General features: G+C 68.9%; 20 protein-coding genes. 12 read left to right on the top strand and 8 right to left on the bottom strand.

Features of this window, described 5'->3' with window-relative positions:
- Positions 1–97: 97 nt before the first annotated feature.
- From IP93_RS02775 to tssJ, 8 genes are all read right to left on the bottom strand, one after another.
- A complete protein-coding gene (locus IP93_RS02775) occupies positions 98–1,417 on the bottom strand; it encodes a M20 family metallopeptidase (RefSeq protein WP_144811718.1) in 1,320 nt (439 codons plus the stop codon).
- Positions 1,418–1,453: 36 nt separating this feature from the next.
- A complete protein-coding gene (gene zapE, locus IP93_RS02770) occupies positions 1,454–2,563 on the bottom strand; it encodes a cell division protein ZapE (protein WP_144811716.1) in 1,110 nt (369 codons plus the stop codon).
- 81 nt (positions 2,564–2,644) lie between these two features.
- The gene (locus IP93_RS02765; RefSeq protein ID WP_144811713.1) at positions 2,645–3,337 is read right to left on the bottom strand and encodes an alpha/beta hydrolase; all 693 of its coding nucleotides are present in this window, start codon (positions 3,335–3,337) and stop codon (positions 2,645–2,647) included.
- Positions 3,338–3,458: 121 nt separating this feature from the next.
- Positions 3,459–4,883 (bottom strand): ExeM/NucH family extracellular endonuclease, encoded by a 1,425-nt coding sequence (locus IP93_RS02760; RefSeq protein ID WP_144812312.1) that lies wholly within the window; start codon positions 4,881–4,883, stop codon positions 3,459–3,461.
- 151 nt (positions 4,884–5,034) lie between these two features.
- The gene (locus IP93_RS02755) at positions 5,035–5,550 is read right to left on the bottom strand and encodes a c-type cytochrome (RefSeq protein ID WP_144811711.1); all 516 of its coding nucleotides are present in this window, start codon (positions 5,548–5,550) and stop codon (positions 5,035–5,037) included.
- 241 nt (positions 5,551–5,791) lie between these two features.
- Positions 5,792–6,583, bottom strand: coding sequence for a DotU family type IV/VI secretion system protein (locus IP93_RS02750; RefSeq protein WP_144811708.1), 792 nt, complete (start codon positions 6,581–6,583; stop codon positions 5,792–5,794).
- Positions 6,580–7,914, bottom strand: coding sequence for a type VI secretion system baseplate subunit TssK (tssK, locus tag IP93_RS02745; RefSeq protein ID WP_144811707.1), 1,335 nt, complete (start codon positions 7,912–7,914; stop codon positions 6,580–6,582). The genes IP93_RS02750 and tssK overlap by 4 nt, the downstream gene beginning before the upstream one ends.
- A 124-nt stretch (positions 7,915–8,038) precedes the next feature.
- Complete coding sequence (tssJ, locus tag IP93_RS02740) at positions 8,039–8,650, bottom strand: type VI secretion system lipoprotein TssJ (protein WP_144811704.1); 612 nt, start codon at positions 8,648–8,650, stop codon at positions 8,039–8,041.
- 264 nt (positions 8,651–8,914) lie between these two features.
- On the opposite strand from tssJ, the gene IP93_RS02735 reads away from it, so the two are divergent.
- From IP93_RS02735 to IP93_RS02680, 12 genes are all read left to right on the top strand, one after another.
- Positions 8,915–9,589, top strand: coding sequence for a tetratricopeptide repeat protein (locus IP93_RS02735; RefSeq protein WP_144811701.1), 675 nt, complete (start codon positions 8,915–8,917; stop codon positions 9,587–9,589).
- 38 nt (positions 9,590–9,627) lie between these two features.
- Entirely contained in the window at positions 9,628–10,125 is a 498-nt protein-coding gene (tssB, locus tag IP93_RS02730; RefSeq protein WP_144811698.1) for a type VI secretion system contractile sheath small subunit, read from the top strand.
- A 3-nt stretch (positions 10,126–10,128) separates the two neighbouring features.
- On the top strand, positions 10,129–11,616 hold the full coding sequence (gene tssC, locus IP93_RS02725) for a type VI secretion system contractile sheath large subunit (RefSeq protein ID WP_242006710.1): 1,488 nt from the start codon (positions 10,129–10,131) through the stop codon (positions 11,614–11,616).
- A gap of 9 nt (positions 11,617–11,625) precedes the next feature.
- Positions 11,626–12,261 (top strand): Hcp family type VI secretion system effector, encoded by a 636-nt coding sequence (locus IP93_RS02720; protein ID WP_277874008.1) that lies wholly within the window; start codon positions 11,626–11,628, stop codon positions 12,259–12,261.
- Between the two features lie 53 nt (positions 12,262–12,314).
- Positions 12,315–12,803 (top strand): type VI secretion system baseplate subunit TssE, encoded by a 489-nt coding sequence (gene tssE, locus IP93_RS02715; RefSeq protein WP_144811692.1) that lies wholly within the window; start codon positions 12,315–12,317, stop codon positions 12,801–12,803.
- Positions 12,803–14,638 carry a type VI secretion system baseplate subunit TssF gene (tssF, locus tag IP93_RS02710; protein ID WP_144811690.1) on the top strand — a complete coding sequence of 612 codons (1,836 nt, stop codon included), beginning with the start codon at positions 12,803–12,805 and terminating at the stop codon, positions 14,636–14,638. The genes tssE and tssF overlap by 1 nt, the downstream gene beginning before the upstream one ends.
- Positions 14,614–15,687 carry a type VI secretion system baseplate subunit TssG gene (tssG, locus tag IP93_RS02705; RefSeq protein WP_144811687.1) on the top strand — a complete coding sequence of 358 codons (1,074 nt, stop codon included), beginning with the start codon at positions 14,614–14,616 and terminating at the stop codon, positions 15,685–15,687. Before tssF ends, tssG begins: the two co-directional genes overlap by 25 nt.
- A gap of 25 nt (positions 15,688–15,712) precedes the next feature.
- Complete coding sequence (locus tag IP93_RS15830) at positions 15,713–18,649, top strand: type VI secretion system ATPase TssH (protein ID WP_144811684.1); 2,937 nt, start codon at positions 15,713–15,715, stop codon at positions 18,647–18,649.
- A 33-nt stretch (positions 18,650–18,682) separates the two neighbouring features.
- The gene (locus IP93_RS02695; protein WP_144811682.1) at positions 18,683–19,033 is read left to right on the top strand and encodes a hypothetical protein; all 351 of its coding nucleotides are present in this window, start codon (positions 18,683–18,685) and stop codon (positions 19,031–19,033) included.
- An 89-nt stretch (positions 19,034–19,122) separates the two neighbouring features.
- Positions 19,123–22,062: a type VI secretion system Vgr family protein gene (locus tag IP93_RS02690; RefSeq protein ID WP_144811679.1), complete on the top strand. Its 2,940-nt coding sequence runs from the start codon at positions 19,123–19,125 to the stop codon at positions 22,060–22,062.
- Positions 22,059–22,958 (top strand): DUF4123 domain-containing protein, encoded by a 900-nt coding sequence (locus IP93_RS02685; protein WP_144811676.1) that lies wholly within the window; start codon positions 22,059–22,061, stop codon positions 22,956–22,958. The genes IP93_RS02690 and IP93_RS02685 overlap by 4 nt, the downstream gene beginning before the upstream one ends.
- A gap of 19 nt (positions 22,959–22,977) precedes the next feature.
- A complete protein-coding gene (locus IP93_RS02680) occupies positions 22,978–23,460 on the top strand; it encodes a DUF3304 domain-containing protein (protein WP_158636253.1) in 483 nt (160 codons plus the stop codon).
- Positions 23,461–23,468 lie beyond the last annotated feature (8 nt).

Here is a 23,468-nt window from a genome sequence, read left to right as displayed (position 1 = left end):
TATCGCCTGCCGGGCACCGGCCGGCGGCCGGCCCCGGTCTCGCGTTCATGCGGCGTGCGACGCACCTGGCGGAAGGCGCCGCGCGCGTGCGCCCGCGTCAGCCTTTCGCGCCGCCGTGCAGGTAATCGAGCGATACCTGCAGCAGCGCGCGCAGGCCCACGTCCAGCGACGACTCGTCCAGCAGGAACTGCGGCGAGTGGTTGCTCGGCGCGGTGGCCGGGTCGATGCCCTTGCCGGTGGAGCCGACGAAGAAGAACATCGACGGCACTTCCAGCGCGTACAGCGAGAAGTCTTCCGAGCCCATCTGCAGCGGCGGCTCGTACACGTTGTCCTTGCCCACCACGGCCTGCAGGCTGGGCAGCATGCGTGCGGTCAGCGCCGGGTCGTTGACCGTGGCCGGGTTGCCATCCGCCTCGAAGATCTCGGTGCTTGCCTTGGCGCCGTGCGCGGCCGCGGTGTGCTCGGCCACGTTGCGCAGGTCGGCGAAGATCCGCTGGCGCATCGCCGGGTCGAAGGTGCGGATGGTGCCCACCATCTCCACCTCGTCGGGGATGATGTTGTAGCGGATGCCGCCCTTGATCGCGCCGAACGTCACCACCGCCGGCAGCTTGGCGATGTTGGTGCGCCGGCTGACGATGGTCTGCGCGGTGCCCACCAGGTCGGCGGTGGCCACGATCGGATCGATCCCGCCCCACGGCGCCGAGCCGTGGGTCTGGCGGCCGGTGACCTTGATCGCGAAGCGGTCCGACGCCGCCATCAGCGGGCCGCCGCGCACCGCGATCTGCCCGGCCTGCACGCTGGAGAACACATGCAGGCCAAACACCGCCTCGGGCTTGAACCTGGCGAACAGGCCTTCCTTCAGCATCAGCGCCGCACCGCCTTCCTCCGGCGGCGGCGCGCCTTCCTCGGCGGGCTGGAAGATCAGCATCACCTGGCCGGGCAGGTCCTTCCGCATCTTCACCAGCGCGTCGGCCACGCCCAGCAGCGTGGCGGTGTGCGCGTCATGGCCGCAGGCGTGCATCACGCCCACCGTCTCGCCTCGGTATTCGGCGGTGGCGGTGGAGGCGAACGGCAGGCCGGTCTGCTCGCGCACCGGCAGGGCGTCCATGTCGGCGCGCAGCGCGATCTTCGGTCCCGGTCGGCCGCCCTCGATGATGGCCACCACGCCGTGCCGCGCCACGCCGGTCTGCGGCTTCAGCCCCAGCGCGCGCAGGTGCTCGGCCACCTTGGCCGCGGTGCGCTGCTCGCGGTTGGACAGCTCGGGGTGCTGGTGGAAGTCGCGCCGCCACGCGATGACCTGATCATGCTGCGCCTTCGCCGCGGCGGTCACTTCGGGACGCTCCACGGGCGCGGTCTGGGCCGCCGCCACGGCGGGCAGCAGGGCGGCGATGGCAAGGGCGAGCAGCGGACGGCGCATGGGGTCTCCGGAGGTGGGCAAACGCGACACCCGATCCTACCCCCGATGCTCCTGCGCCAGATACTCCGCCGACTGCATCTCGATCAGCCGCGACGCGGTGCGCTCGAACGCACCCGCCAGCTTCTGCCCGGTATACAGCCCCGGCGGCGCCTCCGCCGCGGTGCACACCAGGTTGACGTGGCGGTCGTACAACTCGTCGATCAGGTGCACGAAGCGCCGTGCCGGATCGTCGTTGCTGCCGTCGAAGCGCGGGATGCCGCCCACCAGCACCGTGTGGTACTCGGTGGCGATCTCGATGTAGTCGCCGGCCGCGCGCGGCCCTTCGCACAGCGCGGCGAAGTCGAACCACGCATGACCCTCGGCCAGGCAGCGGACCGGGATCGGGCGCTCGTCGACCACCAGCGGCCCGGCCTCGCGCGGCATCCCCGCGCTGAGCTCGTCCCAGCGTTGCGCCAGCCAGCCATCGGCGCCGTCGTCCAGCGGCACGCGATACACCGGTGACCGGGTCAACGCGCGCAACCGGTAGTCATGCACGCTGTCCAGGTACAGCACGCGGCAGTGCTTCTGCAGCTGGGCAATCGCGGGCAGGAAGCGCTCGCGCTGCAGGCCATGCGCATACAGGTGCTGCGGGTCGGTGTTGGAGCTGGTCACCAGCGCCACGCCTTCGGCGAACAGTCGCTCCAGCAGGCGGCCCAGCAGCATCGCGTCGCCGATGTCGTTGACGAAGAATTCGTCCAGCACCAGCACGCGCATCTGCTTGCCCCAGTGCCGCGCGATCTTCACCAGCGGATCGCTCTCGCCCGCGTGCGCGCGCAGCTGCGCATGCACCTCGCGCATGAAGCGGTGGAAGTGCGTGCGGCGCTTCTCCGCGAACGGCAGTGAGTCAAAAAACAGATCGATCAGGAATGTCTTGCCGCGGCCCACGCCGCCCCACAGGTACAGGCCCTGTGGCGGTTCCAGCGGCTTGCCCAGCAGGTTGTCGAGCAGGCCGCGCTTGCGCGGCGCCAGCAGCGCCGCATGCAAGCGGTCGAGTTCCCGCAGCGCCGCGTGCTGCGCCGGATCGTCGTTCCAGTCACCGCGCGTCACGCCTGCGGCGTAGGCCATCGAAGGCGCGGTGCGCGCGGCGACGCCGTCAGCGGCGCTCATGCGAGCACTTCCACGCCCGTTCGCACCGTGTCGCAGGCATGCGCAGCGTTTCCCGCCGCAGCGGGCCATCGTGTCGGCCGATCAACCATGGTCGAGCAGTGCTGGCAGGTACGGCTTCACGCCGTTCTTGATCACGCCGCGCAGGTCCATCAGCCGGCGGTGGAAGAAATGGCTGGTGTCGGGCATGCGCACCAGTTCCGGCGGCTGCGGCAGGTCCTTCAGGCCATCCACCCACGCATACACCGCCTCCGGGTCGACGATCTCGTCGGCTTCGCCCTGCACGATCAGCCACGGGCAGTCCGGCGGGGTGATCGCGGAGAAGTCCCAACGCCGACCGGCCGCCGGCGGCGCGATGGAGATCAACATGCCCGGCTTGAGCTCGGCCGCGCACTTGATGGTCACGTACGAGCCGAAGCTGAAGCCCGCCAGCCACAGTTCGGCCTCGGGATGCGCCGCGCGCACCCAGGCCACCACCGCGCGCAGGTCGTCGGACTCGCCTTCGCCATGGTCGAAATGCCCGACCGAGGCGCCCACGCCGCGGAAGTTGAAGCGCACCGTGGTGAGCCCCGACTCGCGCAGGGCGCGCGCGGTCATGGTCACCACCTTGTTGTGCATGGTGCCGCCCTCGGTGGGCAGCGGGTGGCAGACCACGGCAATCGCGGGCCGGGCCGGCGCGTCGGCGTCGGGACCGTCGACGGCCACCTCCAGCGGCCCGGCGGGGCCGTTGATCAGCAGCGAAGCCGTGTCGCCGGTGGGGAAGGCGGGCTGGTTCATCCCTGCATTCTACGCCGCGCCCCCGGTATGCCCTCGTACCACCCGCGGTACGCCGTGTTGCCTGGGGTATCCGGTGCCCGGAGCGCCAGGAGCGCTGGCGCCCGGTGCAGGCGTTGTCCTGTCAGCGCCGCAGGTCGAAGCCCAGCAGCAGCGGGTCGTGGTCCGAACTGCGCCACGGACCGTCGCCACCGTCGCGGTAGCCGGCGCTGCGTGGCTCGTCGGCATTGGCGTGCCACTCGGCCGCGCCGCGCAGGTCGGCGGCCAGCGCCGGGCTCAGCAGCGCGTGATCCAGACGGCCCACGGCGCCGCGGTAGGCGTAGCTGTACGGTGCCTCCGCCCCGGTCACGGCGAAGGCGTCGCGCCAGCCGGCGGCGGCCAGGGCGTGGATCGGGTCTTCCTGCGCGTAGCTGTTGAAATCGCCGAGGATCATCGTGCGTTGGCTGCCAGTTCGCGTCGGATCGCTGGCAAGCCAGGCCGCCAGCCGACGCGCTGAGTCGGTGCGGGTGGCGTTCCAGCAGGCCTGGCCGTCGCCCTGGTCGCGGTCGGCGCCCTCGGCCTCGCCGCAGCCCTTGGACTTGAAGTGATTGGCCACCACGACGAACGCCGGTCCGCGACCGGCGCGGAACGCCTGCGCCAGCGACGGCCGGCTGCGCGGGCCGAACGGTCCACCCTGCAGCGCCGCCGGGCGGCCCACCGGCTGCACCCGCGAGGCACGGTAAATCAGCCCCACCTTGATCGGGTCGTCCAGGTCCAGCGCGGAGGCGAAACCCGGCACCCGCCCGGCCGTGGCCACGAAGCGCCAATCGGCGCCGTCCGCATTGAGTGCCTGCACCAACTGCGCCTGGGCGGCATGCTCGCCGTCGCCATCGTTCTCCAGTTCCATCAGCGCGGCCACGTCCGCGTCCAGCGCCTGGATGGCGGCGACCAGTTTGGCCTGCTGCGCCGCGTGTTCGGCCGGGGTACGTGCGCCGCGCGGCGTGGGAAACCCATTGCCGCGACCGTCGCCGTTGAACAGGTTTTCCAGGTTGAATGCGGCCACGCGGACGTTGCCGGCCACCATCGGAGCGGCTGGGCGGGGTGCCGCCTGCAGCGCGGGCGCCGTGTCCGTCCGCAATACCGGCCCCGCCGGCTCCAGGCTGACGAGCGCCTCGACATTGACGACGGTGCTGCCCAGTCGCGCCGATTCCAGTGCGGCGCCCGCTTCGCCGGTGACCACCAGCCGCAGTTGCCCGGCGTCATTGGCGTTCGCCAGCGCCAACGCCTCGGCGCTGCCCGGGCGGGCGCGCTCGGTGGGCGTCCACGCGCGGCCGTCGAAACGCACCAGCACGCCTTCGCCACCGGCATCGATCAGGGTCAGCGGGGCGCGCACCCGGACCCGCTGCCGGTCAAGCGCGGACCAGTCGACCGGCGCAGATGTCAGTTCCGCAGGCGGAAGCGGCAGCGAAGCCAGTGGCGGCGCAGTGGTGCAGCCGGCCACGGCGGCGACCAGCAGGGCCGTGGCCGCCCAGGCGCTGCGGCGGAGGTGTGGGCGTTGCGGACGGATCATCGCGGCTCCAGGCAGGACGACAAAGCGGTCATTATCGGTCGCGCGCATGACGCCGCACACCAAAATCGGGGTGGCTGACGCAACGCCGGACCGCGGAAACGACAACGCCGCCCCGGGGGCGGCGTCGTGCGCGTATCGAAACGGGCGCGGCTTACTGCAGGTTGCCGACCATCCAGTCGACCGTGGCCTTGACCTGCTCGTCGGTCAGCGCCGGATTGCCGCCCTTGGCCGGCATCACGCCGGTGGCGCCGGTGAAGCCCTCGATGGCGTGCTTGTGCAGCAGGTCGGCGCCCTGGGCGATGCGCGCGGCCCAATGGGCCTTGTCCATGGTCGGCGCGCCGCCGGCGCCGGACTTGTGGCAGCCCGCGCACAGGTTGTCGAAGATCACCGCGCCATCCGTGGTGCCACCGTAGGCCACCTGCGACGCGGCGGAAGCCGCGGCGGCGGCGGCGGCCGCCTGCTGTGCGGCCGCGCCGGTAGCACCGGCGTACACCGCACCGGCCGGTGCGATGCGCGCCTCGGTGCGGGCGGCGGTCTTCGGGTCCATCTCGGTCGGCAGGCTGCCGTGCAGGTACATCGCCCCCAGGATCAGGCCCAGCGTCAGCACCACCAGGAAGCCGATCACCATCGAGAAGTGCTTGAGGAATTCGAGGTCGTAATTGCGCACGATCCACCTATGGCGCACGTCCGGTGAGGGCCGCGCGTAGTCGTCAGTCCAAGGCCGCACCGGGTGCGACCGCTATTCAGTTGAACCCCGTTGGGCGTGGCCTGGCCGCTCCTGCCAAGGGCAGGCCACCGCCGGACCGGCAGCTTCACCGGGCATTCCGCCGGTCAGTTTATCGCACTCGGGCGCGGTCGTGAGCGTCGCCGGGCTGCCGTAGGCATTCGAATACCGAGTGCGTTCCGGCTCAAGGCAGGCTGATGGTCAGGTGCGCGGTCCGGGCCGGCAGCTCCACGATGTCCCGGTACTGGCTCAGGTGCTGCTCGGTATCGCGGCCGAGCAGGCCGTTTAAGCCCAGGAACGCCAGGAGTGCCAGCGTCCCGAACACCGCCACTGGCGCCCACACCGGCAGCACCCGGCGCAGCGCATGTGCCACCCGGTCCGGCGGCAACCAGTGCGGGGCAAAGGCGGCACGACGCCCCTTCAGGTAGGCGATCTCATCGCCCAGCCGCGCGGTCAGGTAACCCAGCCTCTCCGGTTCTTCCAGCCGGTACTTGCCCTCGAAGCCCAGCAGCAGGCAGTGGTGGTACACCTCCAGCGACGCCAGCCGCGGCGCGCCCTGCGCTCGCAACTGCTCCAGGCGCTCGAAGAAGTGCTCGCCGGCCAGATGCTCGCCGAACAGGCGCAGCTGCAGCGGGTTGCGCTCCCAGTCCTCGCGTAGCGCGAACGGTTGCGACAACAGCGCCTCGTCTACCGCCGCACAGAACGCGTACTTGGCCGCATACACGTCCTCGGCGGCCACGCCGAGCTTGACCGCGCCGCGTTCGATCCGGTCCAGGAGTTGCTGCACCGAAGCCGAGAAGCGTTCCGCATCCGTTGGCAGGCGGCCCTGCTTGAGCAGCATCAACAGGTGGAAACCGTCGCCGAACAGGTCGACCAGACGGCGCACGGGCGTCGCCATGGCTTCACCCGGTTGCTGCGCCAGCGCTGGGGTTAGCGAAGGCATGCCCTGCGGAATCGGGGGTTGGGGGTAGGTCATGGGGCCACCGCGATCAGTTCAAGCTTTAGGTCGGGTATGCCGACAGGCACGTAGATGGTCAGCGACCGCGCCTTGAGCATGCGCTCGTACAGCGGCCCGCGTGGCTCCACTGCAAAGTAATGCATGCCAGGCCGCACCGGGATCGCCGCCGGCACCTGTGCGGCGTGCACCAGCTTCACGCCGGGCAGCGCCGACAGCACGCACTTGTCCACGTCGTCCGGTGCACCGACCTTGAACCGCACCGGCACGGTCTGCACCAGCTCCGGCCCCGGCAGGTTGGCCGCCACGCCCAGGTAGAACGCGCAGCCCTCGTCGATGCGCTGCGAATCCAGCCGGCCGAGGTGGAACGACGGCTTGACCTCGCTCAGCGCGATCTGGAAATAGCGCGACGAGATCACCGTGTCGATCAGCTCGCGGATGATCGCAAACAGCGGTTCGAAGCCGCGCTCGGGTTGCGCATGGTTGTAGGCCGGCAGGTCCGCCAAGGTATGCGTGGAAGAGAACGTCAGCAGTCCGCCCGCCAGCCGCAGCAGCTCCTGGTGCAGCCGCTCGGGATGCAGGCCCGGATGGCGGAAACAGTGCGACAGTGCGGCGAAGGCGCTGTTGGCGGTATGCAGCAGCCAGAACGAGGCGATGTCGCCGGAGCGGAACTCGATCACCGATTGCGAAGGCGCGCGGTGGTGCCCGTACAGCGCTTCGGTCTTGGCCTGCAGTCCGTCGAGCAGGCGGCGCAGGCGCAGCAGAAGCACCGGCGATGCGGCCAGGTGCAGCCCCGGCGCGATGAACTCATCGTCCAGCTCGAAGCCGCCGGTGGCGGTGCGCCGGATGCGTGCGATCGGCAGCGCGGTGTACGCATCGCGCGGCTCGTCCTCGGTGAGGATGCGCACGCGCTGGCGCAGGTAGGCCAGCTCCGCCTCGCCCGCATCGGTATACAGGTCCGCGGTGGGCTGGTTGGCCTGCGCGTAGCGCGCCGCCGCGTTGGATTCGCTGTTGGCGCAGTTGCCGCCATGCTCGCGTAACAACGGCAGCGCCGCATACAGCGTGGTCGCCTGCACGCCGGCCGGCAGCGCGGCCAGCGACAGCGGCTCGGGCAGCGGTTGCGTGCCGGGCGCGTGGTGGCATTCGCCATCGGGAAACACCAGCGACAGCTGCAGTACGCGGAAGGTACCGCTGGCGATGGCCTGCAGGTCGAAGCGTGCCTCGCGCAGGCCCCACGGATAGGGGTGCAATGCGGTGCCAAGATCGTGTACGCGCGCCTCGTGGTACGCGTCCTGGCGTTGGAAGTGTTGCGGGCGCAGGAACAGTCCTTCGCCCCAGAAAACCTTCGACATCCTGCTCATGGCATCCCTGCATGTGATCCGTGGTGGCAACCGCGGTGGCGCCAGCGCATGCACCACCCGCTGGGTGGGCCGGCCGTCCATTGCCGCGCGGCGAGGTTACTACAAACGCAGGGTCTCAACCGCCGCAGCGCACGCCTGACAGGCTCATCGGGTCACCTGACATCACCGTGGCCAGCGCCGGGCTGGCCGTCGTCAGCGCGCACGCGTGCGCGCCGATGACCACGCCATGCTGGCGCGCCTTGCGTCCATCGAACAGCAGGCGCCACGGTCCATCGCCCGGGTGGCGGAACAGCGCGACCACGCCGACGTGGCGCGCATCATCGGCCAATCGCAGCCGCCATTGCTGCGTATCATCGGGCAGCAGCACGCGCTCGCTGACGTCGACCAGATCATCACCCAGCGCAAGGCGCTCGTCCTGCGCATCGAGGAAGCGCGCCATCGGCAACTGCTCGAAGCGTTGCGCATCGCGCAGCTGGTACACCCGCACCACCAGCGCCACGCCCTTGTGGCCGCGACCGGCGTTGAGATTCCCGGCACCGTGCAGCTCCAGTGCGACACTGTGCTGCTGGTCGGCGACGGCCCGCGCATCCTTGAGTCCCACGGCGGCGAGCGTGCGGTCCACCGTGCCACCCAGCCCACCGCTGCTGGCACAGCCAGTGGCAACAGCAAGGAAGGTGAAGACTGCAAACGCTCGCAGCGGGTGGCGAAACCTTGCCGACGCGCGCATGGCCGCGTGCGTAGACGCACGCGCTGACCGGCAGGCGGTAGAGGGGCATTCCATGGCGTGACGCTCCTTGCAATCCGGTCTACCGGACCGCCGCGCACGGGTGGCGCTGGCAACGGTCACGGTTTCGGGTAAGAATATCCAAGCTGCGGCGTCGGGTTGACGATCGCGGCCGGGGCCACTATACCGGCTCCGGGCACCACGGGTGCCACGCTTGACCACAAGGACCAGGCCCGTACGCGGGCCCACACATGGAGAGTGAACCGCATGCGTTGCATACGCTCGGCCGCCATTGCGCGTGCCCAACTTGCCCCCGCCTTCTTCGCGCTCGTGCTGGCGCTGGCCGCATCCGCACCGGCGTGGGCGGCCAAGCCCAAGCAATACGCGAAGCTGTTCAGCGCTGCCGAAGCGCATGTAGCCGCCGGCCGCATCGAACCCGCGCTGATCGCTTTTTCCGACGCCGCCAAGGCCGATCCCACCCGCAAGGAACCGTGGGTGCGATCGGCGCAGCTGCTGTTCGACGCCGGCCGTTACGGCCGCGCCATCGTCGCCGCCGAAGAGGTACTGCAGCGCGATCCGCAGGACCGCGTGGCCGACAGCGTGCTGACCATCGCCGGCATGCGCCTGGCCGGGCAATCGCTGCAGAGGCTGCAGGCCAGCGGTGCGTTGTCGGTGTCCGACACCGCGCGTAAGGAGGCCGAGCAACTCGCAGGCGCCGTGCGGGAGACGCTGGACAAGGCCGCACCCGAGGCCACCACGCCGCGCGAGGCACCGCGCCGCGCGCCCAAGCCCCGGCGCAGCAAGCCGGTGGCACGTGCCGCAGCCACCGCCAGCGAACCCATTGCCCCGGCGGCGCCCAGCCGCGCGGCCGGAGTGGCACCACGCCCCGCACCCAAGGCCGCTGGCGGTGCCGCCAATCCGTTTGACGCGCTCAACCGCTGAGTCCGCCACATCCGCATCCGACCGTAGGGAGACGAGTGATGTCCAAGAAGGAAAGTGTCCAGAAGCGCCTGCAGAAGGTGCGCCCGCCGCGCGTGCAGCTCACCTACGACGTGGAGAAGGGGGACGCCATCGAGCAGAAGGAGATCCCCTTCGTGGTCGGCGTGATGGGCGACTTCAGCGGCCAGCCAGAGCAGCCGCTGGCCAAGGTCAAGGAACGCAAGTTCGTCAACGTCGACCTCGACAACTTCGACGAGGTGATGGCCGGCATGGCCCCGCGCGCAGCCTATCGCGTGCCCAACAAACTGTCCGATGCCGGCGGCGAGTTCGCGGTGGAGCTCAAGTTCAACTCGATCGACGACTTCCGCCCCGAGGCGGTGGTGCAGCAGGTCGAGCCGCTGCGGCAGTTGCTGGAAGCGCGCGCCAAGCTCGCCGACCTGCGCAACAAGCTGGCCGGCAATGATAAGCTCGAGGACCTGCTGACCGACGTGCTCAACAACACCGAGCAACTCAAGCAGCTCGGCCAGGCGCAGGAGTAAGCCATGAACCGCGAAATGGAAGCCACCGCGCTGGCCGACAACGAGATCGTCGAACTGGGCTTGCTGGACCAGATCATCGAGCAGAGCAAGGTCGCGCGCTCGGACGCCGAGCACCAGCGCGCCCGCGACATCATCGGCGAGTTGGCGCGTGAGGTGATGCAGGGCACCGTGGTGGTGTCCGACAACCTCAACCTGACCCTCGATGCGCGCGTCGCCGAGCTGGACCGGCTGATCTCCGAGCAACTGACCGCGATCATGCACGCGCAGGAGTTCCAGCAGCTGGAAGGCACCTGGCGCGGCCTGCACTACCTGTGCGGCCAGACATCCACCGGCGCGCAGATCAAGATCAAGGCGTTCAATGCGCCGAAGAAGGACCTGGTCAAGGACTTCAAGTCGGCGATTGATTTCGACCAGAGCGCGCTGTTCAAGAAGGTCTACGAAGAAGAGTTCGGCACCTTCGGTGGCTCGCCGTTCGGCGCGCTGATCGGCGATTACCAGGTCGGCCGCCAGCCCGAGGACATGTACTTCATCGAGCAGATGTCGCACGTGGCCGCCGCCGCGCACGCGCCGTTCATCGCCGCCGCGCACGAGGACATGTTTGGCCTGGAGAGCTTCACCGAGCTGGGTAAGCCGCGTGACCTGGCCAAGGTGTTCGACACGGTCGAATACGCCAAGTGGAAGTCGTTCCGCGACTCCGAGGACAGCCGCTACGTCGGCCTGACCCTGCCGCGTTTCCTCGGCCGCCTGCCGTACAACCCGAAGGATGGCACCACGGCCGAAGGTTTCAACTTCGTCGAGGAAGTGGACGGCGCCGACCACTCCAAGTACCTGTGGTGCAACACCGCCTACGCGTTCGGCGCGCGCCTGACCCGCGCGTTCGAGGACTACGGTTGGTGCGCGGCGATCCGCGGCGTGGAAGGCGGTGGCCTGGTCGAGGAGCTGCCGACCCACACCTTCCGCACCGACGACGGCGAGGTCGCGCTCAAGTGCCCGACCGAGGTGGCGATCACCGACCGCCGCGAGAAGGAACTCAGCGACCTGGGCTTCATCCCGCTGGTGCACTGCAAGAACACCGACTATGCGGCGTTCTTCGGCGCGCAGTCGGCACAGAAGGCCAAGAAGTACAACACCGATGCGGCCAACGCCAACGCCAGCCTGTCGGCACAGTTGCAGTACATCTTCGCGGTGTCGCGCGTGGCGCATTACCTCAAGGCGATGATGCGCGAGAAGATCGGCAGCTTCGCTTCGGCCGGCAACGTGGAGGAATTCCTCAACCGCTGGATCGCCCAGTACGTGCTGCTGGACGACAACGCCACGCAGGAGGCCAAGGCCCAGTTCCCGTTGCGCGAGGCCTCGGTGCAAGTCGCCGAAGTGCCGGGCAAGTCCGGTGTGTACCGCGCGGTGGCGTTCCTGCGTCCGCATTTCCAGCTCGACGAGCTGTCGGTTTCGTTGCGCCTGGTGGCCGAGCTGCCGGCCGGGTCCAAGAAGTAAGGCAACGGATTGCATTGCAGCACGGGGCTTCGCGCCCCGGCGGCACGCGGCCACGCTGTCTGGTGGTCGCGGGCCGGCTGTAACACCCCGCCGGTAGACGCTGGCGGTTTTCTCACGGAAGAACGGAACAAAGGAAACCAGATCATGCAGCACGCATTTTTGAGCATCGACACCATCAAGGGCGAGTCGAAGGACGCTGACCACAAGGACTGGATCGAAATCGAGTCCTTCACCCAGGACGTCCTGCAGCCGCGCTCGGCCACCGCCTCCACCGCCGGAGGCAGTACCGCCGCGCGTGTCGAGATGAGCCCGCTGGAACTCACCAAGCGCATCGACCTGGCCAGCACCGCGCTGTTCCAGGCCTGCGCCAACGGCACCACCTTTCCGAAGGCGCAGATCCAGTTCATGCGCGCCGACAAAGACGGCAATGCGATCAACTACTACACGATCGAGCTGCTGAACGTGCTGGTGCACCGCGTCAACACCGCCATGGGCCATGACGGCATGCCGGCCGAGACCGTGCAGCTGAGCTTCGGCGCCATCAAGTGGTCGTACACCCAGCAGAAGCAGGGCGGCGGCGTGGGCGGCAAGACCATCGCCCAGTGGAGCAACACCACCAACAAGCCGACCTACTCGGTCGCCTGATGGTTCGATGCGGTGGCGGCTTCGGCCGCCACCGCGTTGGACGCGACGCTGCCATGAAAGGATTCGAGCCCAGCCTGCTGGAGAAGCTGTTCGACGACGTGCCGCGCGTGCCCGGCGGCGCGGGCATGTTCCGCAGCCTGACGCTGGAGCAGTACAAGGAATCGGTGGCACGCGACCTGGAAGGCCTGCTCAACAGCCGCGCCGCCTTCGGCGAGGACGGACTGGAAGCCTGGCCCGAGTGCCGTCGTTCGCTACTGACCTACGGCCTGCGCGACTTCTCCACCATGAGTCTGGCCAACGGCCACGACCGCGCCACGATCTGCCGGTCGCTGGAGCAGGCCATCGCCCGCCACGAGCCGCGCCTGCATGGCGTGCGCGTGATGCTGGAAGGCAATGGTCGCGGGCCGTCGGCGCTGCGCTTCGCGATCCACGCGCTGCTCGACGTGGAACCCGCGCGCGAGCCGGTCAGCTTCGACGCGCTGCTGCAACCCAGCACCATGCAGTACTCGGTCAGCCGACTGCGGCGTTCGGCAGCGGCCTGATGGAAGAACTGCTGCCCTACTACGAGCGTGAGCTCGGCTGGCTGCGCCGCTATGGCCGCGAGTTCGCCGAGCGCTACCCGAAGATCGCCGGGCGACTGCTGCTGTCGGCCGACGGCAGCCAGGACCCGCACGTCGAGCGCATGATCGAGGCGTTCGCGTTGCTTGGCGCCCGTACCAGCAAGCGCATCGAGGACGACTACCCGGAATTCACCGAGGCGTTGCTGGAGGTGCTGTATCCGCACTACCTGCGCCCGTTTCCGTCCTGTTCCATTGCCTGCTTCGACCCGGGCCCGGCCGCAGCCAAGCTGACCGCGCCGGTGGTGGTGCTGCGCGACACCCTGCTGCACTCGCGCGGCGTGCGCGGCGTGACCTGTCGCTTCCGCAGCACCCACGACGTGGTGCTCGCGCCGATCCGCGTTGCCGGTGCGCGCTTCAGCGGGGTCGCCGATGCGCCGATGGCGGTCAGCCTGCCCGCCGGCAGCGGCGGATCGATCGCGTTGACCTTCGAACTGCTGGGCGACCAGCCGCATGTCGCTGCACTGGGGCTGCAGCAACTGCGCCTGTTCATAGATGGCGAGCCGTCGTTCTGCGCGGCGCTGCGCGACACGCTGGCGCTGGGCGTGCGCGCCGCGTACCTGGAGGCCGGCAACGGCGGTCGCTGGACGGCGTTGGCCGAGGTGCCGCTGTGCCAGGTCGGTTTCGAGGCGGACGAGGCGCTGATCGATGTCCCCGACCGCTCGCATCCCGCGTACCGGCTGCTGACCGAACTGTTCGCCTTCCCGGAGAAGTTCGGCTTCTTCGACCTGGACCTGCGCGCGTTGGGCGCCACCACCGGCACCCGCTTCACCGTGCACCTAGTGCTGGACGCGATGCCCGCCGATGCGCCGGTGGCGCGCGTGCTGGAAGCGTTGTCGGCTGAGCACGTACGGCTGGGCTGTACCCCGGTGGTCAACCTGTTCGCCCAGCGCGGCGAGCCGATCCGCGTGACCCACCGTACCGCGCACTACCCGGTGGTCGCCGACGCGCGCCGCGCCTTCGCCTACGAAGTGGTGTCGATCGATTCGGTGCACCGCATCCGCCAGACCCCGCAGGGCGAGCAGATCACCGAGTTCCGTCCGTTCTACGCGCTCAACCATGGTGAATCGCCGGAGCAGTCCGGCCAGTACTGGGTGGCGCGCCGCGATACCGACGTCGCCCGGCACAGCCCCGGCTTCGAGACCGAACTGGCCTTCGTCGACCTGGACTTCAACCCGGTCGCGCCGCAGACCGATGTAGTCAGCATCGAGCTGACCTGCAGCAACCGCGATCTGCCGTGCCACCTGGCCTACGGCGTGGCCGGCGGCGACCTGACCATGGACGGCGGCGGCGTGGCGCGCAGTATCGCCCTGCTGCGCAAGCCGAGCCGGCCGCTGCGGTTCGAACGAGGCCGCGGCGCGCAATGGCGACTGATCTCGCACCTGTCGCTGAACCACTTGTCGCTGACGGCCAGAGGCCTGCCGGCGTTGAAGGAGATGCTGCGCCTGTACGACTTGGCGCGCAGCAGCGTGTCCGCGCGGCAGATCGATGGCCTGCTCGGGCTGGAGCACGTGGCCAGCACCGCGTGGTTGCCGGGCCGACATTTCCCCAGCGTGGTGCGCGGCGTGGAAGTGCGGCTGACGGTGGACGAGAACGCCTTCGTCGGCACCGGGCTGGCTGCCTTCGTGCGCGTGCTCGAACGCTTCTTCGGCCTGTACGTGCACGCCAACAGCTTCACTCGCCTGTGGGTGCTGTCCAGCCACGACGGCCGGACTCTGTTCCGGGGTGAGCCGCGATGCGGCGAATCGATCCTGGTGTAGCCCAGCAGCTGCTGGCACAACCGCAGCGCTTCGGGTTCTTCCAGGCGATGCGGGTGCTGGAGCGGCTGTTCGTCCGCCAGGGCCTGAAACCGGCCGAGGCGGTGCCCGCGCGCGTGCGCTTCCGCAACTCGATGTCGCTGGGCTTTCCCGCCAGCGAGATCGAGTCGGTGACCGCCTACGCCGGTGACGGCGTCGCCCTGGACCGCGACGTGGCGGTGGCCCACGCCATCACCATGGAAGAACTGGGCGAGGTGCACCTGACGCCCGCGTTCATGGGCCTGCTTGGCGGCCACGGCGCGCTGCCGCTGCATTACACCGAGACGCTGGCCGAGCGCGAGGTGTTCCAGCGCGATCGCGCCGCCCGCGCCTTCCTCGACATTTTCAGCACCCGCGCGGTGGCGCTGCACTTCGCCGGCTGGAAGAAACACCGACCCGCGTTGCAGTATGAACTCGACAACCGCGAACGCTTCCTGCCGCTGGTGCTTGCCCTCGCGGGCGTGGGCATGCCCGCCTTGCGCGAACGCCTGTGCGATGGCGATGGTGACGTCTTCGACCAGGCGCTGGCGCATCATGCGGGGCTGCTGGGGCAGCGCCCGGTGTCGCTGGCGACCCTGCAGCGAGTGCTGGCCGACTACTTCGACGTGCCGCTGCGGGTCGAACCGTTCGTCGGTGCGTGGTACGACGTTCCCGTCGAGCAGCGCACCCGGCTGGGCATGGGCAATGCCCGGCTGGGCACCAGCGCGCTGGCCGGGGAACGCGTGTGGCAGCGCGACCTGCGCGTGCGCCTGTGGATCGGGCCGCTCGACCGACGCCATTTCGACGACTTCCTGCCCGGTGGCAAGGCGGCCAAGGCGCTGACGAAGTGGCTGGCCCTGCTGACCGGCAGCACGCTGGAGTACGAGGTGCGGCTGGGGTTGAAGGCCGAGTGTGTACAGGGGATGGCGATGGGATCGGCAGCCCCACGCCTTGGCTGGGACAGCTACCTGTGCTCGCAACCGGCCACCACGCCACGCCACGACACCACCTACTTCATCCAGACCCTGCATTGACGGCCCGACGCGAAGGAGCGCATCCGTGAGCACCACCCTCAAGACCCTGATCGCCAAACTCAACGACACCTGCCGGCAATCGGCCGAGCGTGCCGCCAACCTGTGCCTGGCGCGCGGCCATTACGAGGTCGACCTCGAGCACCTGTTCCTGGCGCTGCTGGAACACCCGCAGGGCGACGTCGCGCTGATCGCACAACGCAGCGGGATCAAGCCCGACACCCTGCGCGATGACCTCGAACGCGAGCTCGCCCACTTCAAGAACGGCAACACCCGCACCCCGGTGTTCTCGCCGCACCTGCCGACGCTGTTCGAGCACGCCTGGCTGATCGCCTCGCTGGACTCGCAGACCACCCGCATCCGTAGCGGCCACCTGCTGCTGGCACTGCTGACCGAGCCCGGGCTGTCGCAGCTGGCCTATCGTGGTTCCGCCCAGTTCGCGCGGATCAAGCGCGACGAGCTCAAGCACAACTTCACCAAGCTGGTGGAAGGCTCGCACGAAGGCGGCGACGTGCGCTTCGCCGATGCCGGCCCCGGCGCGCTGGGCGACGCGGAACGCGCCGTCGATCCCGCGCAGGGCGGCCTGTCCAAGACCCCCGCACTCGACCAGTTCACCACCAACCTCACCCAGCGCGCGCGCGACGGCAAGGTCGACCCGGTGATCGGCCGCGACGCCGAGATCCGCCAGGCGATCGACATCCTGCTGCGCCGCCGCCAGAACAACCCGATCCTCACCGGCGAGGCCGGCGTGGGCAAGACTGCGGTGGTCGAAGGCCTGGCGCTGCGCATCGCGCAGGGCGACGTGCCCGAAGTGCTGCGCGGCGTGGAGCTGCACACCCTGGACCTGGGCCTGCTGCAGGCCGGCGCCAGCGTCAAGGGCGAGTTCGAGAACCGCCTGAAGAACGTGATCGACGAGGTCAAGAAGAGCCCGCACCCGATCGTGCTGTTCATCGACGAAGCGCACACCATGATCGGCGCCGGCGGCCAGGCCGGGCAGAACGACGCCGCCAACCTGCTCAAGCCGGCGCTGGCGCGCGGCGAGCTGCGCACCATCGCCGCGACCACGTGGAGCGAGTACAAGAAGTACTTCGAGAAGGATGCCGCGCTCGCCCGCCGCTTCCAGATGGTCAAGGTCGAGGAGCCAAGCGAGACGCTGTGCGCGGCGATGCTGCGCGGCATGGTGCCGCTGATGGAGAAGCACTTCGGCATCCGCGTGATGGACGAGGCGATCACCGAGGCGGTGCGTCTGTCGCACCGCTACATCAGCGGACGCCAGCTGCCGGACAAGGCGGTGAGCGTGCTCGATACCGCGTGCGCCAAGGTCGCGCTGGGCCAGAGCGCCACCCCGGCGATCATCGACGACGCTCGCAAGCACCTGGATCGTCTCGCCGCGGAGATCGGTGCGCTGCAGCGCGAAACCCGGAGCGGTGCGCGCCATGACGAGCGCCTCAGCGAGCTGCACGCGCAACAGCAGCAGGCACAGCAGGTACTGGTCGACGTCGAGGCCCGCCTGCGCGACGAAAGCGCGTTGGCGCAGAAGATCCAAGCACTGCGCGCGCAGCTGGAGGAGGACGCATTGCGGGTGGCCGCTGCCAACGATGGCGCTTCGGCACCGCATGTCGCTGGCGGTGGTTTGGCAGATCCTGCCGTCACGATCAACCGGACCTCGGCCACGCCCGCGGATGCACCCGTGCGACAGGACGCGCAGGCCGAGCGCGGAGGCGAAGGCGCCAGCATCGAAGCCACCACCGACAGCGCATCGACCGATGCCGCGGTAGCCACGCCGACACGGCGTAAGAGTGCCAAGGCCAAGGCCGCATCGACCTCAACCTCCGCACCGGCATCGCACGGCGCGGCCGAACCGCCCATCGACCCCGCCCGCATCGAACTGGAAACCCTGCTCGCCGAACTGCGCGCCCTGCAGGGCGAAGCCCCGCTGGTGCCGCTTCAGGTCGACGGCACCATCGTCGCCGAGATCGTCAGCGCCTGGACCGGCGTGCCGCTGGGCCGCATGGTCAAGGACGAGATTCGTGTCGTGCGCCAGCTCGCGCCACTGCTGCGCGAACGCGTGATCGGCCAGGACCACGCGCTGGAGGCCGTCGCCCAGCGCGTGCGCACCGCCAGCGCCAAGCTCGAGGACCCGAACAAGCCGCGTGGCGTGTTCATGTTCGTCGGCCCCTCCGGCGTCGGCAAGACCGAGACCGCGCTGGCGCTGGCCGACATCCTCTACGGCGGCGAGCGCAAGCTGGTCACCATCAACATGAGCGAGTACCAGGAAGCGCATAGCGTCTCCGGCCTGAAGGGCTCGCCCCCGGGTTACGTCGGCTACGGCGAAGGCGGCGTGCTGACCGAAGCGGTGCGCCGCAACCCCTACAGCGTGGTGCTGCTGGATGAGGTGGAAAAGGCCCACCCCGACGTGCTGGAGATGTTCTTCCAGGTGTTCGACAAGGGCGAGATGGGCGATGCCGAAGGCCGCGCCATCGACTTCCGCAACACCCTGATCATCCTCACCAGCAACGTCGGCTCGGCGCAGATCATGCAGGCCTGCCTCAACAAGCCGGCCGAGGAGATCCCCGCCGCCGATGCGCTGGGCGAAGCGCTGCGTCCGGTGCTGATGAAGACCTTCAAGCCGGCGTTCCTCGGCCGCATGAAGACGGTGCCGTACTACCCGATCAGCGACGACGTGCTGGTGCAGATCATCACGCTGAAGCTGGGCCGCATCCGCGACCGCATCCGCGCCAATCACAAGGCAGCGTTCGAGTGGAACGACAGCCTGGTCGAAGCCGTGCTCGCGCGCTGCACCGAAGTGGATTCCGGCGCGCGCAACGTCGACCACATCCTCAACGGCACTCTGCTGCCTGAAATCGCCGAGGAAGTGCTGGCGCGCATGGCCGAAGGTGCGCGCGTGGAGCGCGTGACCGTCGCGGCCGACGACAACGGTGCCTTCACTTACCAGATCGCCTGAGCACCCCCTTCATCCAAGGACAGGAGCAACTTGATGCACGCCAACCAGCGCGAACAGATCCTTCGTAACTGCAATGACAAGTGGCGCGGCCAGTACCAGCCTGACGGACGCGCGGTGCGCGTGTGGCAGAAGCTCGGCCCGGCCCACGTCGTGGCCCTGCTGGAAGACGCCGCGGTAGCGGCCCGTACCGACGCGCGGGTGCTGCTGCGCAAGATGGCGATGGGGCCATGGCGCATCGGCGCGACCGTGCACAGCGGTGGCTTCGGCGACGCCGCGCGCGGTGCCGATCCGCGGCCGCACATCACGGTCCAGGTCGCGGGCCGCAGCCATCACCTGCGCTGCCTGGACCGGGGCGGGTTGCACGTGGTGCAGATCACCGCCTGAGCGGTTGGACCGCCCATGCGATCGTCTGGGCGCGGAGCCTACGCAGGGTTCCGAAATGGTAGTCTGCACAGGTTGTCACGGAGAGACACATGAACAGCGGAGTTTCTGTTCCCGGCCCCTTGGCCGAACTGCTGCACCTGTCGGGTGCGGACCGCCCGCATAGCCTGTCGTTGCCGGCCATCGCGCCGCTGGACAGCGCCTGGGTCGTGGCCAGCTGGCACGGGCACGAGGCCCTTGGCCCGCATGGCCTTGCAGCCGATGCCGCCCTGGTCACCCAGCAATGGTGGGTGGACCTGGTCAGCACCGACGATGCGCTGCCGCTGGATGCCATGCTCGGCCAGCCGGCCACGCTGTGGACGCGCACCGCCACTGGCGAGCGCGTGGCCCGCACCGGCCTGGTGGCATCGGCCGAGCAACTGGGTCGCGACCAGGCGTTTACCCGCTATCGGCTGCAGCTGGTGCCGTGGACCTGGCTGCTGGCGCAGGGCCGGCACAGCCGCGTGTTCCAGGACCGCAGCGTGCTGCAGATCGTGGAAACCGTGCTGACCGACTACGCGCCGCATGCGGTCTGGCAGGTCGCGGACGACGTCGGGCCGTTCCTCGGCGCCGTGCCGCCGCGCAGCTACTGCGTGCAGTACCGCGAGACCGATGCCGCGTTCCTCGGCCGCCTACTCGCGGAAGAGGGACTGGGCCTGCGGATGGAAGCGTGCGCCGATGCGAGCGCCGGCCACCGGCTGGTGGTCTTCGCCGACAGCGCGCAGCTGCCGCAGGAGCTGAGCGCGGCGATCCGCGGCGGCATCCGTTTCCACCGCAGTGACGCCACTGAACAGGCCGATGCGGTGCAGGCGTTCGGTGCGCTAAGGGCATTGGGCGCGACCTCGCTGACCCTGCTCAGCCATGACTACAAGACGGTGGCCGCGACCACGGCCAATGTCGCGCTTGGCGCGGGTGTGGGATCGGGTACGGGTCAACGTGCGGATGGGTCCAGTGGCTACGCCGCCGCGGGCACGGACGATCGCGGCGCCAGCAGCGACGCACTGGCACTGGAGCTTTACGACCCGGTCGGCGCCTACGCCTTCGCCGACCGCGTTGCCGCGCAACGCGTGGCCGAACTGCTGGCCGAAGCCCACGACGTGCACCGCCAGCGTTGGCTGGGGCGCGGCACCGTCCGCAGCTTCGCCGCGGGCCGCTGGTTTGCCCTGCTGGGCGCCCCGGCCGACCGCTCGGCGGTCCCCGACGAGGTGCTGCTGACCGCCGTCTGGCACGCCGGCATCAACCCCTTGCCAGAAGGACTGGCGACCCACGCGCGCCTGCCCGAACGCATGCCCGGCCTGGCACCGGCGACGTGGCACGCGGTGACCGAACGCGCGGCTGCGGTGGGCTATGCCAACGCCTTCCTCGCGGTGCCGCGTACGCTGCCATGGCGGCCGCTGCTCGCCGCAGAAGTGACGCTGGCCGACCAGCCCGCGGCCATCGTGCCGCGTCTCAATCCTCGGCCCACTGCGCCCGGCTACCAGACCGCGATCGTGGTCGGCGCGCAGGGCGAAACCCAGCCGCAAGGCGCACGCGAGCTGCACTGTGACGCGCTCGGCCGCATCCGCGTGCGCTTCCACTGGCAGGGCGCGCGCGACGGCAGCGATGCAGCGGGCGCGAGCTGCATCGCCGGCGACTCGTGCTGGTTGCGGGTGGCACAGCGTTACGCCGGCCCCGGCGTCGGCACCCAGTTCCTGCCGCGCATCGGCCAGGAAGTGCTGATCGCCTTCCTCGACGGGGACATCGACCGCCCCGTGGTGGTCGGTGCCCTGTACAACGGCCGCGGCGATGACGCGCAGGGCAACCACGCCGGCGGCGCCGCTCCAGCGTGGCACGGTGCCCGCGCCGCCGACGACCGGAACGCCGCGGCGATGCTGGGCGTGAAGTCCAAGGAGTTCGGCGGCAGCGGCCACAACCGCCTGGTGTTCGACGACAGTGACGGCCAGCTGCGGCTGCAACTGGCCACCACCCATGCCGCGACCGAGCTCAACCTGGGCTATCTGATCCGGCAGGATGACAACCGTCGTGGCGAGGCGCGCGGCGAAGGCTTCGAACTGCGTACCGACCAATGGGGTGCGGTGCGTGCAGAGCGTGGGTTGTGGATCAGTGCTTATGGCGCGCCCGCGACCGGAACGGGCGTTGGTCGTGCAGCCGGCGGAAGCGAGGAGGCACCCGCCGGCGAACACGTTGCGGCCACCGCCCTGCTCAAACAAGCCACGAAGCTGGGCGAAACCCTGTCCGGCATCGCCGGAACCCACCTTACGCCGCGTGTCGCGGCGCACGAAGGCACGAGTGGACCCGCCCAGTCGGCCCTGATCGCCGATCAGGCACCACTCAAGGCGCTGCTGACCAGTGCGAGCACCGTGGTCGGCGGCGAGGCTTGGGATGCGGCGGCCGCTGACGCTTCGGAACGCCAGCCTGGCAGTGGTACCGGCCGTGTCCCGCATACCGGCGACGCACTGCTGGGCCTGAGCGCTCCTGCCGGCATCGGCCTGGTGGCCGGCCAGAGTTTGCAGTGGAGCATGGGCGAGACGCTGACCTTGGCCAGCGGCGGTGCGAGCAACGTGGCTACCGCAGGCGACTTGCGCGTTCATGCGGGACAAGCGCTTGGCTGGCTCGCCGGCGCGGTTGAAGATGCGAGCGAAGAAGCCGTTGCGTTCAGCCTGGTCACGGCTGAAGGCAAGCTGGAATTCGAAGCGCAGCACGACCAGCTCAAGTTGCAGTCGCGCGATGGGCTAAAGCTGGTCAGTGCCAATGGCGAGGTCGAACTGGCAGCGGGCAAGGCTGTGCACCTTGCAACCAGTGGCGGTGCGAGCGTCACGATTGAAGGCGGCAACATTACCGTCGCATGCCCGGGCAGCATCACCGTGCATGCGGGGAAGAAGTCGTTTGTGGGTGGTTCCAGCCTCGAGCGCGAGCTCGTCCAGTTCCAGGAAGTGTGTCTGGACTGTCTGGCCAAGGCGGCACTGAGCGGCACGCCCGTCGTACCTCTATGAACCCCCTGCCGGAAATATGGAACACCCGCGCGGAATCGGTGATACGCCATTTCGTTCTGATGGACGGCGCCATGCAGCGGGAGCTCGGCAAGGCGTTAAGCGCGAACCGCTACGACGGCAACAGCCTGTTTGAAGGCGATTCGCCAGAGGCCAAGGCGCTTGGACCTTGGCTGTTGAGCGCGCAACAGGCACAGGATGCGGGCGTTGATGGCATCGCGCGCGGGATCACCTGGCTCGACGGCAAGCTGGAGCTGTCACAGGCTATTGTGCACCTGCGATCATGGATGATTGGTCCCCTTCCCGATGGCGTGGCGCGTGGTTATCTGCGTCTTGGCGACGGTCGCGTGCTGCGCGCCATGTTGGAAATATGGAGCCCAAACCAGCGGGCCGCGTTTCTGGCGCCCTGGCAGCGAATCTGCTGTGCCGATCGTGACGGGGAGGCTTGGATGACGCCTGTTCTGTCCCCTGCCGAAACGGGATCCATCCCGCGAGGTGGAGTGTCGGCTCGCTTGTCCGACATTCAGTACCGGCTTCTGCTCGACAGCAGCGTCCCGGACCAACTGTTGCACGAGCTCAAACGTCACGTGAAGCCGCATTCCTCGCTGTCTTCCCGCGAGCAACGCCACGTGGAAGCCGTGCGTACTTTGGAAGTGGCAAAGGAGTTGGGATATAGCGCCACCGGTGACTGGATGAGTCTTATTGGAGGTGCCGTGAGGCAGGGAAAAGGCGCAGCGCAAGCCCTGCGATTTCATCCTGAAGTGCAGGCCGGCCGTACAGGCGCAGATTTGTGGCATGCGGTGATGGCGGATGATCGTTGGCCCCGCTGGAGGACTGGCTCGGAGGACGGACATGAAAGTGAAGAGCATGGCAGCACCATGCAGGAGATCGATGGATGAGCGAACGGGAGGCATTGCCATGAACCATTCAGTCGCCGTGTTTGGCCGCAGCGCGTGGACACGTGCGTGTCTGGTCCTGCTGTCGCTGATGATGGTGCCGGCGCTGGCCGCGTGTGGCGAGGACCCGAACGCTCGCTTCGGCACCAGTGTGACGACGATGGACCATGATCCCAGCGACACGTTCGTGCGCAATGTGTTCGTGGATGACAGTTGGGCCGGAGAAGGCGGGCGCGGAGGAAAGACCGTGTGCTGCATTTCACTGCCAGTCCGCTGGCATCAGGGTCTGCAGTCCAAGGTGCGCTGGGAGAGGTGCGAGCCGTATGGGAAAAACTGTCAGTGGCACGAAAAAATGGTGTCGATCCACCGCTATGACGAGGTCGGCATGGCGTGGCTGCATATCGTCAGTGACGACGAGGTGCTAATTATCCCGAGCATGCTGGGGCCAGGCCATCCGGACTATCCCGGGCCGGATCTTCCGAAAAAGGATTTCTTCAAAAGATAAGGATTGTC

Source organism: Aerolutibacter ruishenii (genome assembly GCF_007830115.1).
GTDB classification, from domain to species: domain Bacteria; phylum Pseudomonadota; class Gammaproteobacteria; order Xanthomonadales; family Xanthomonadaceae; genus Aerolutibacter; species Aerolutibacter ruishenii.
The sequence above is the reverse complement of the archived record's forward strand: the minus strand, read 5'-3'. Positions and strand labels throughout refer to the sequence as shown.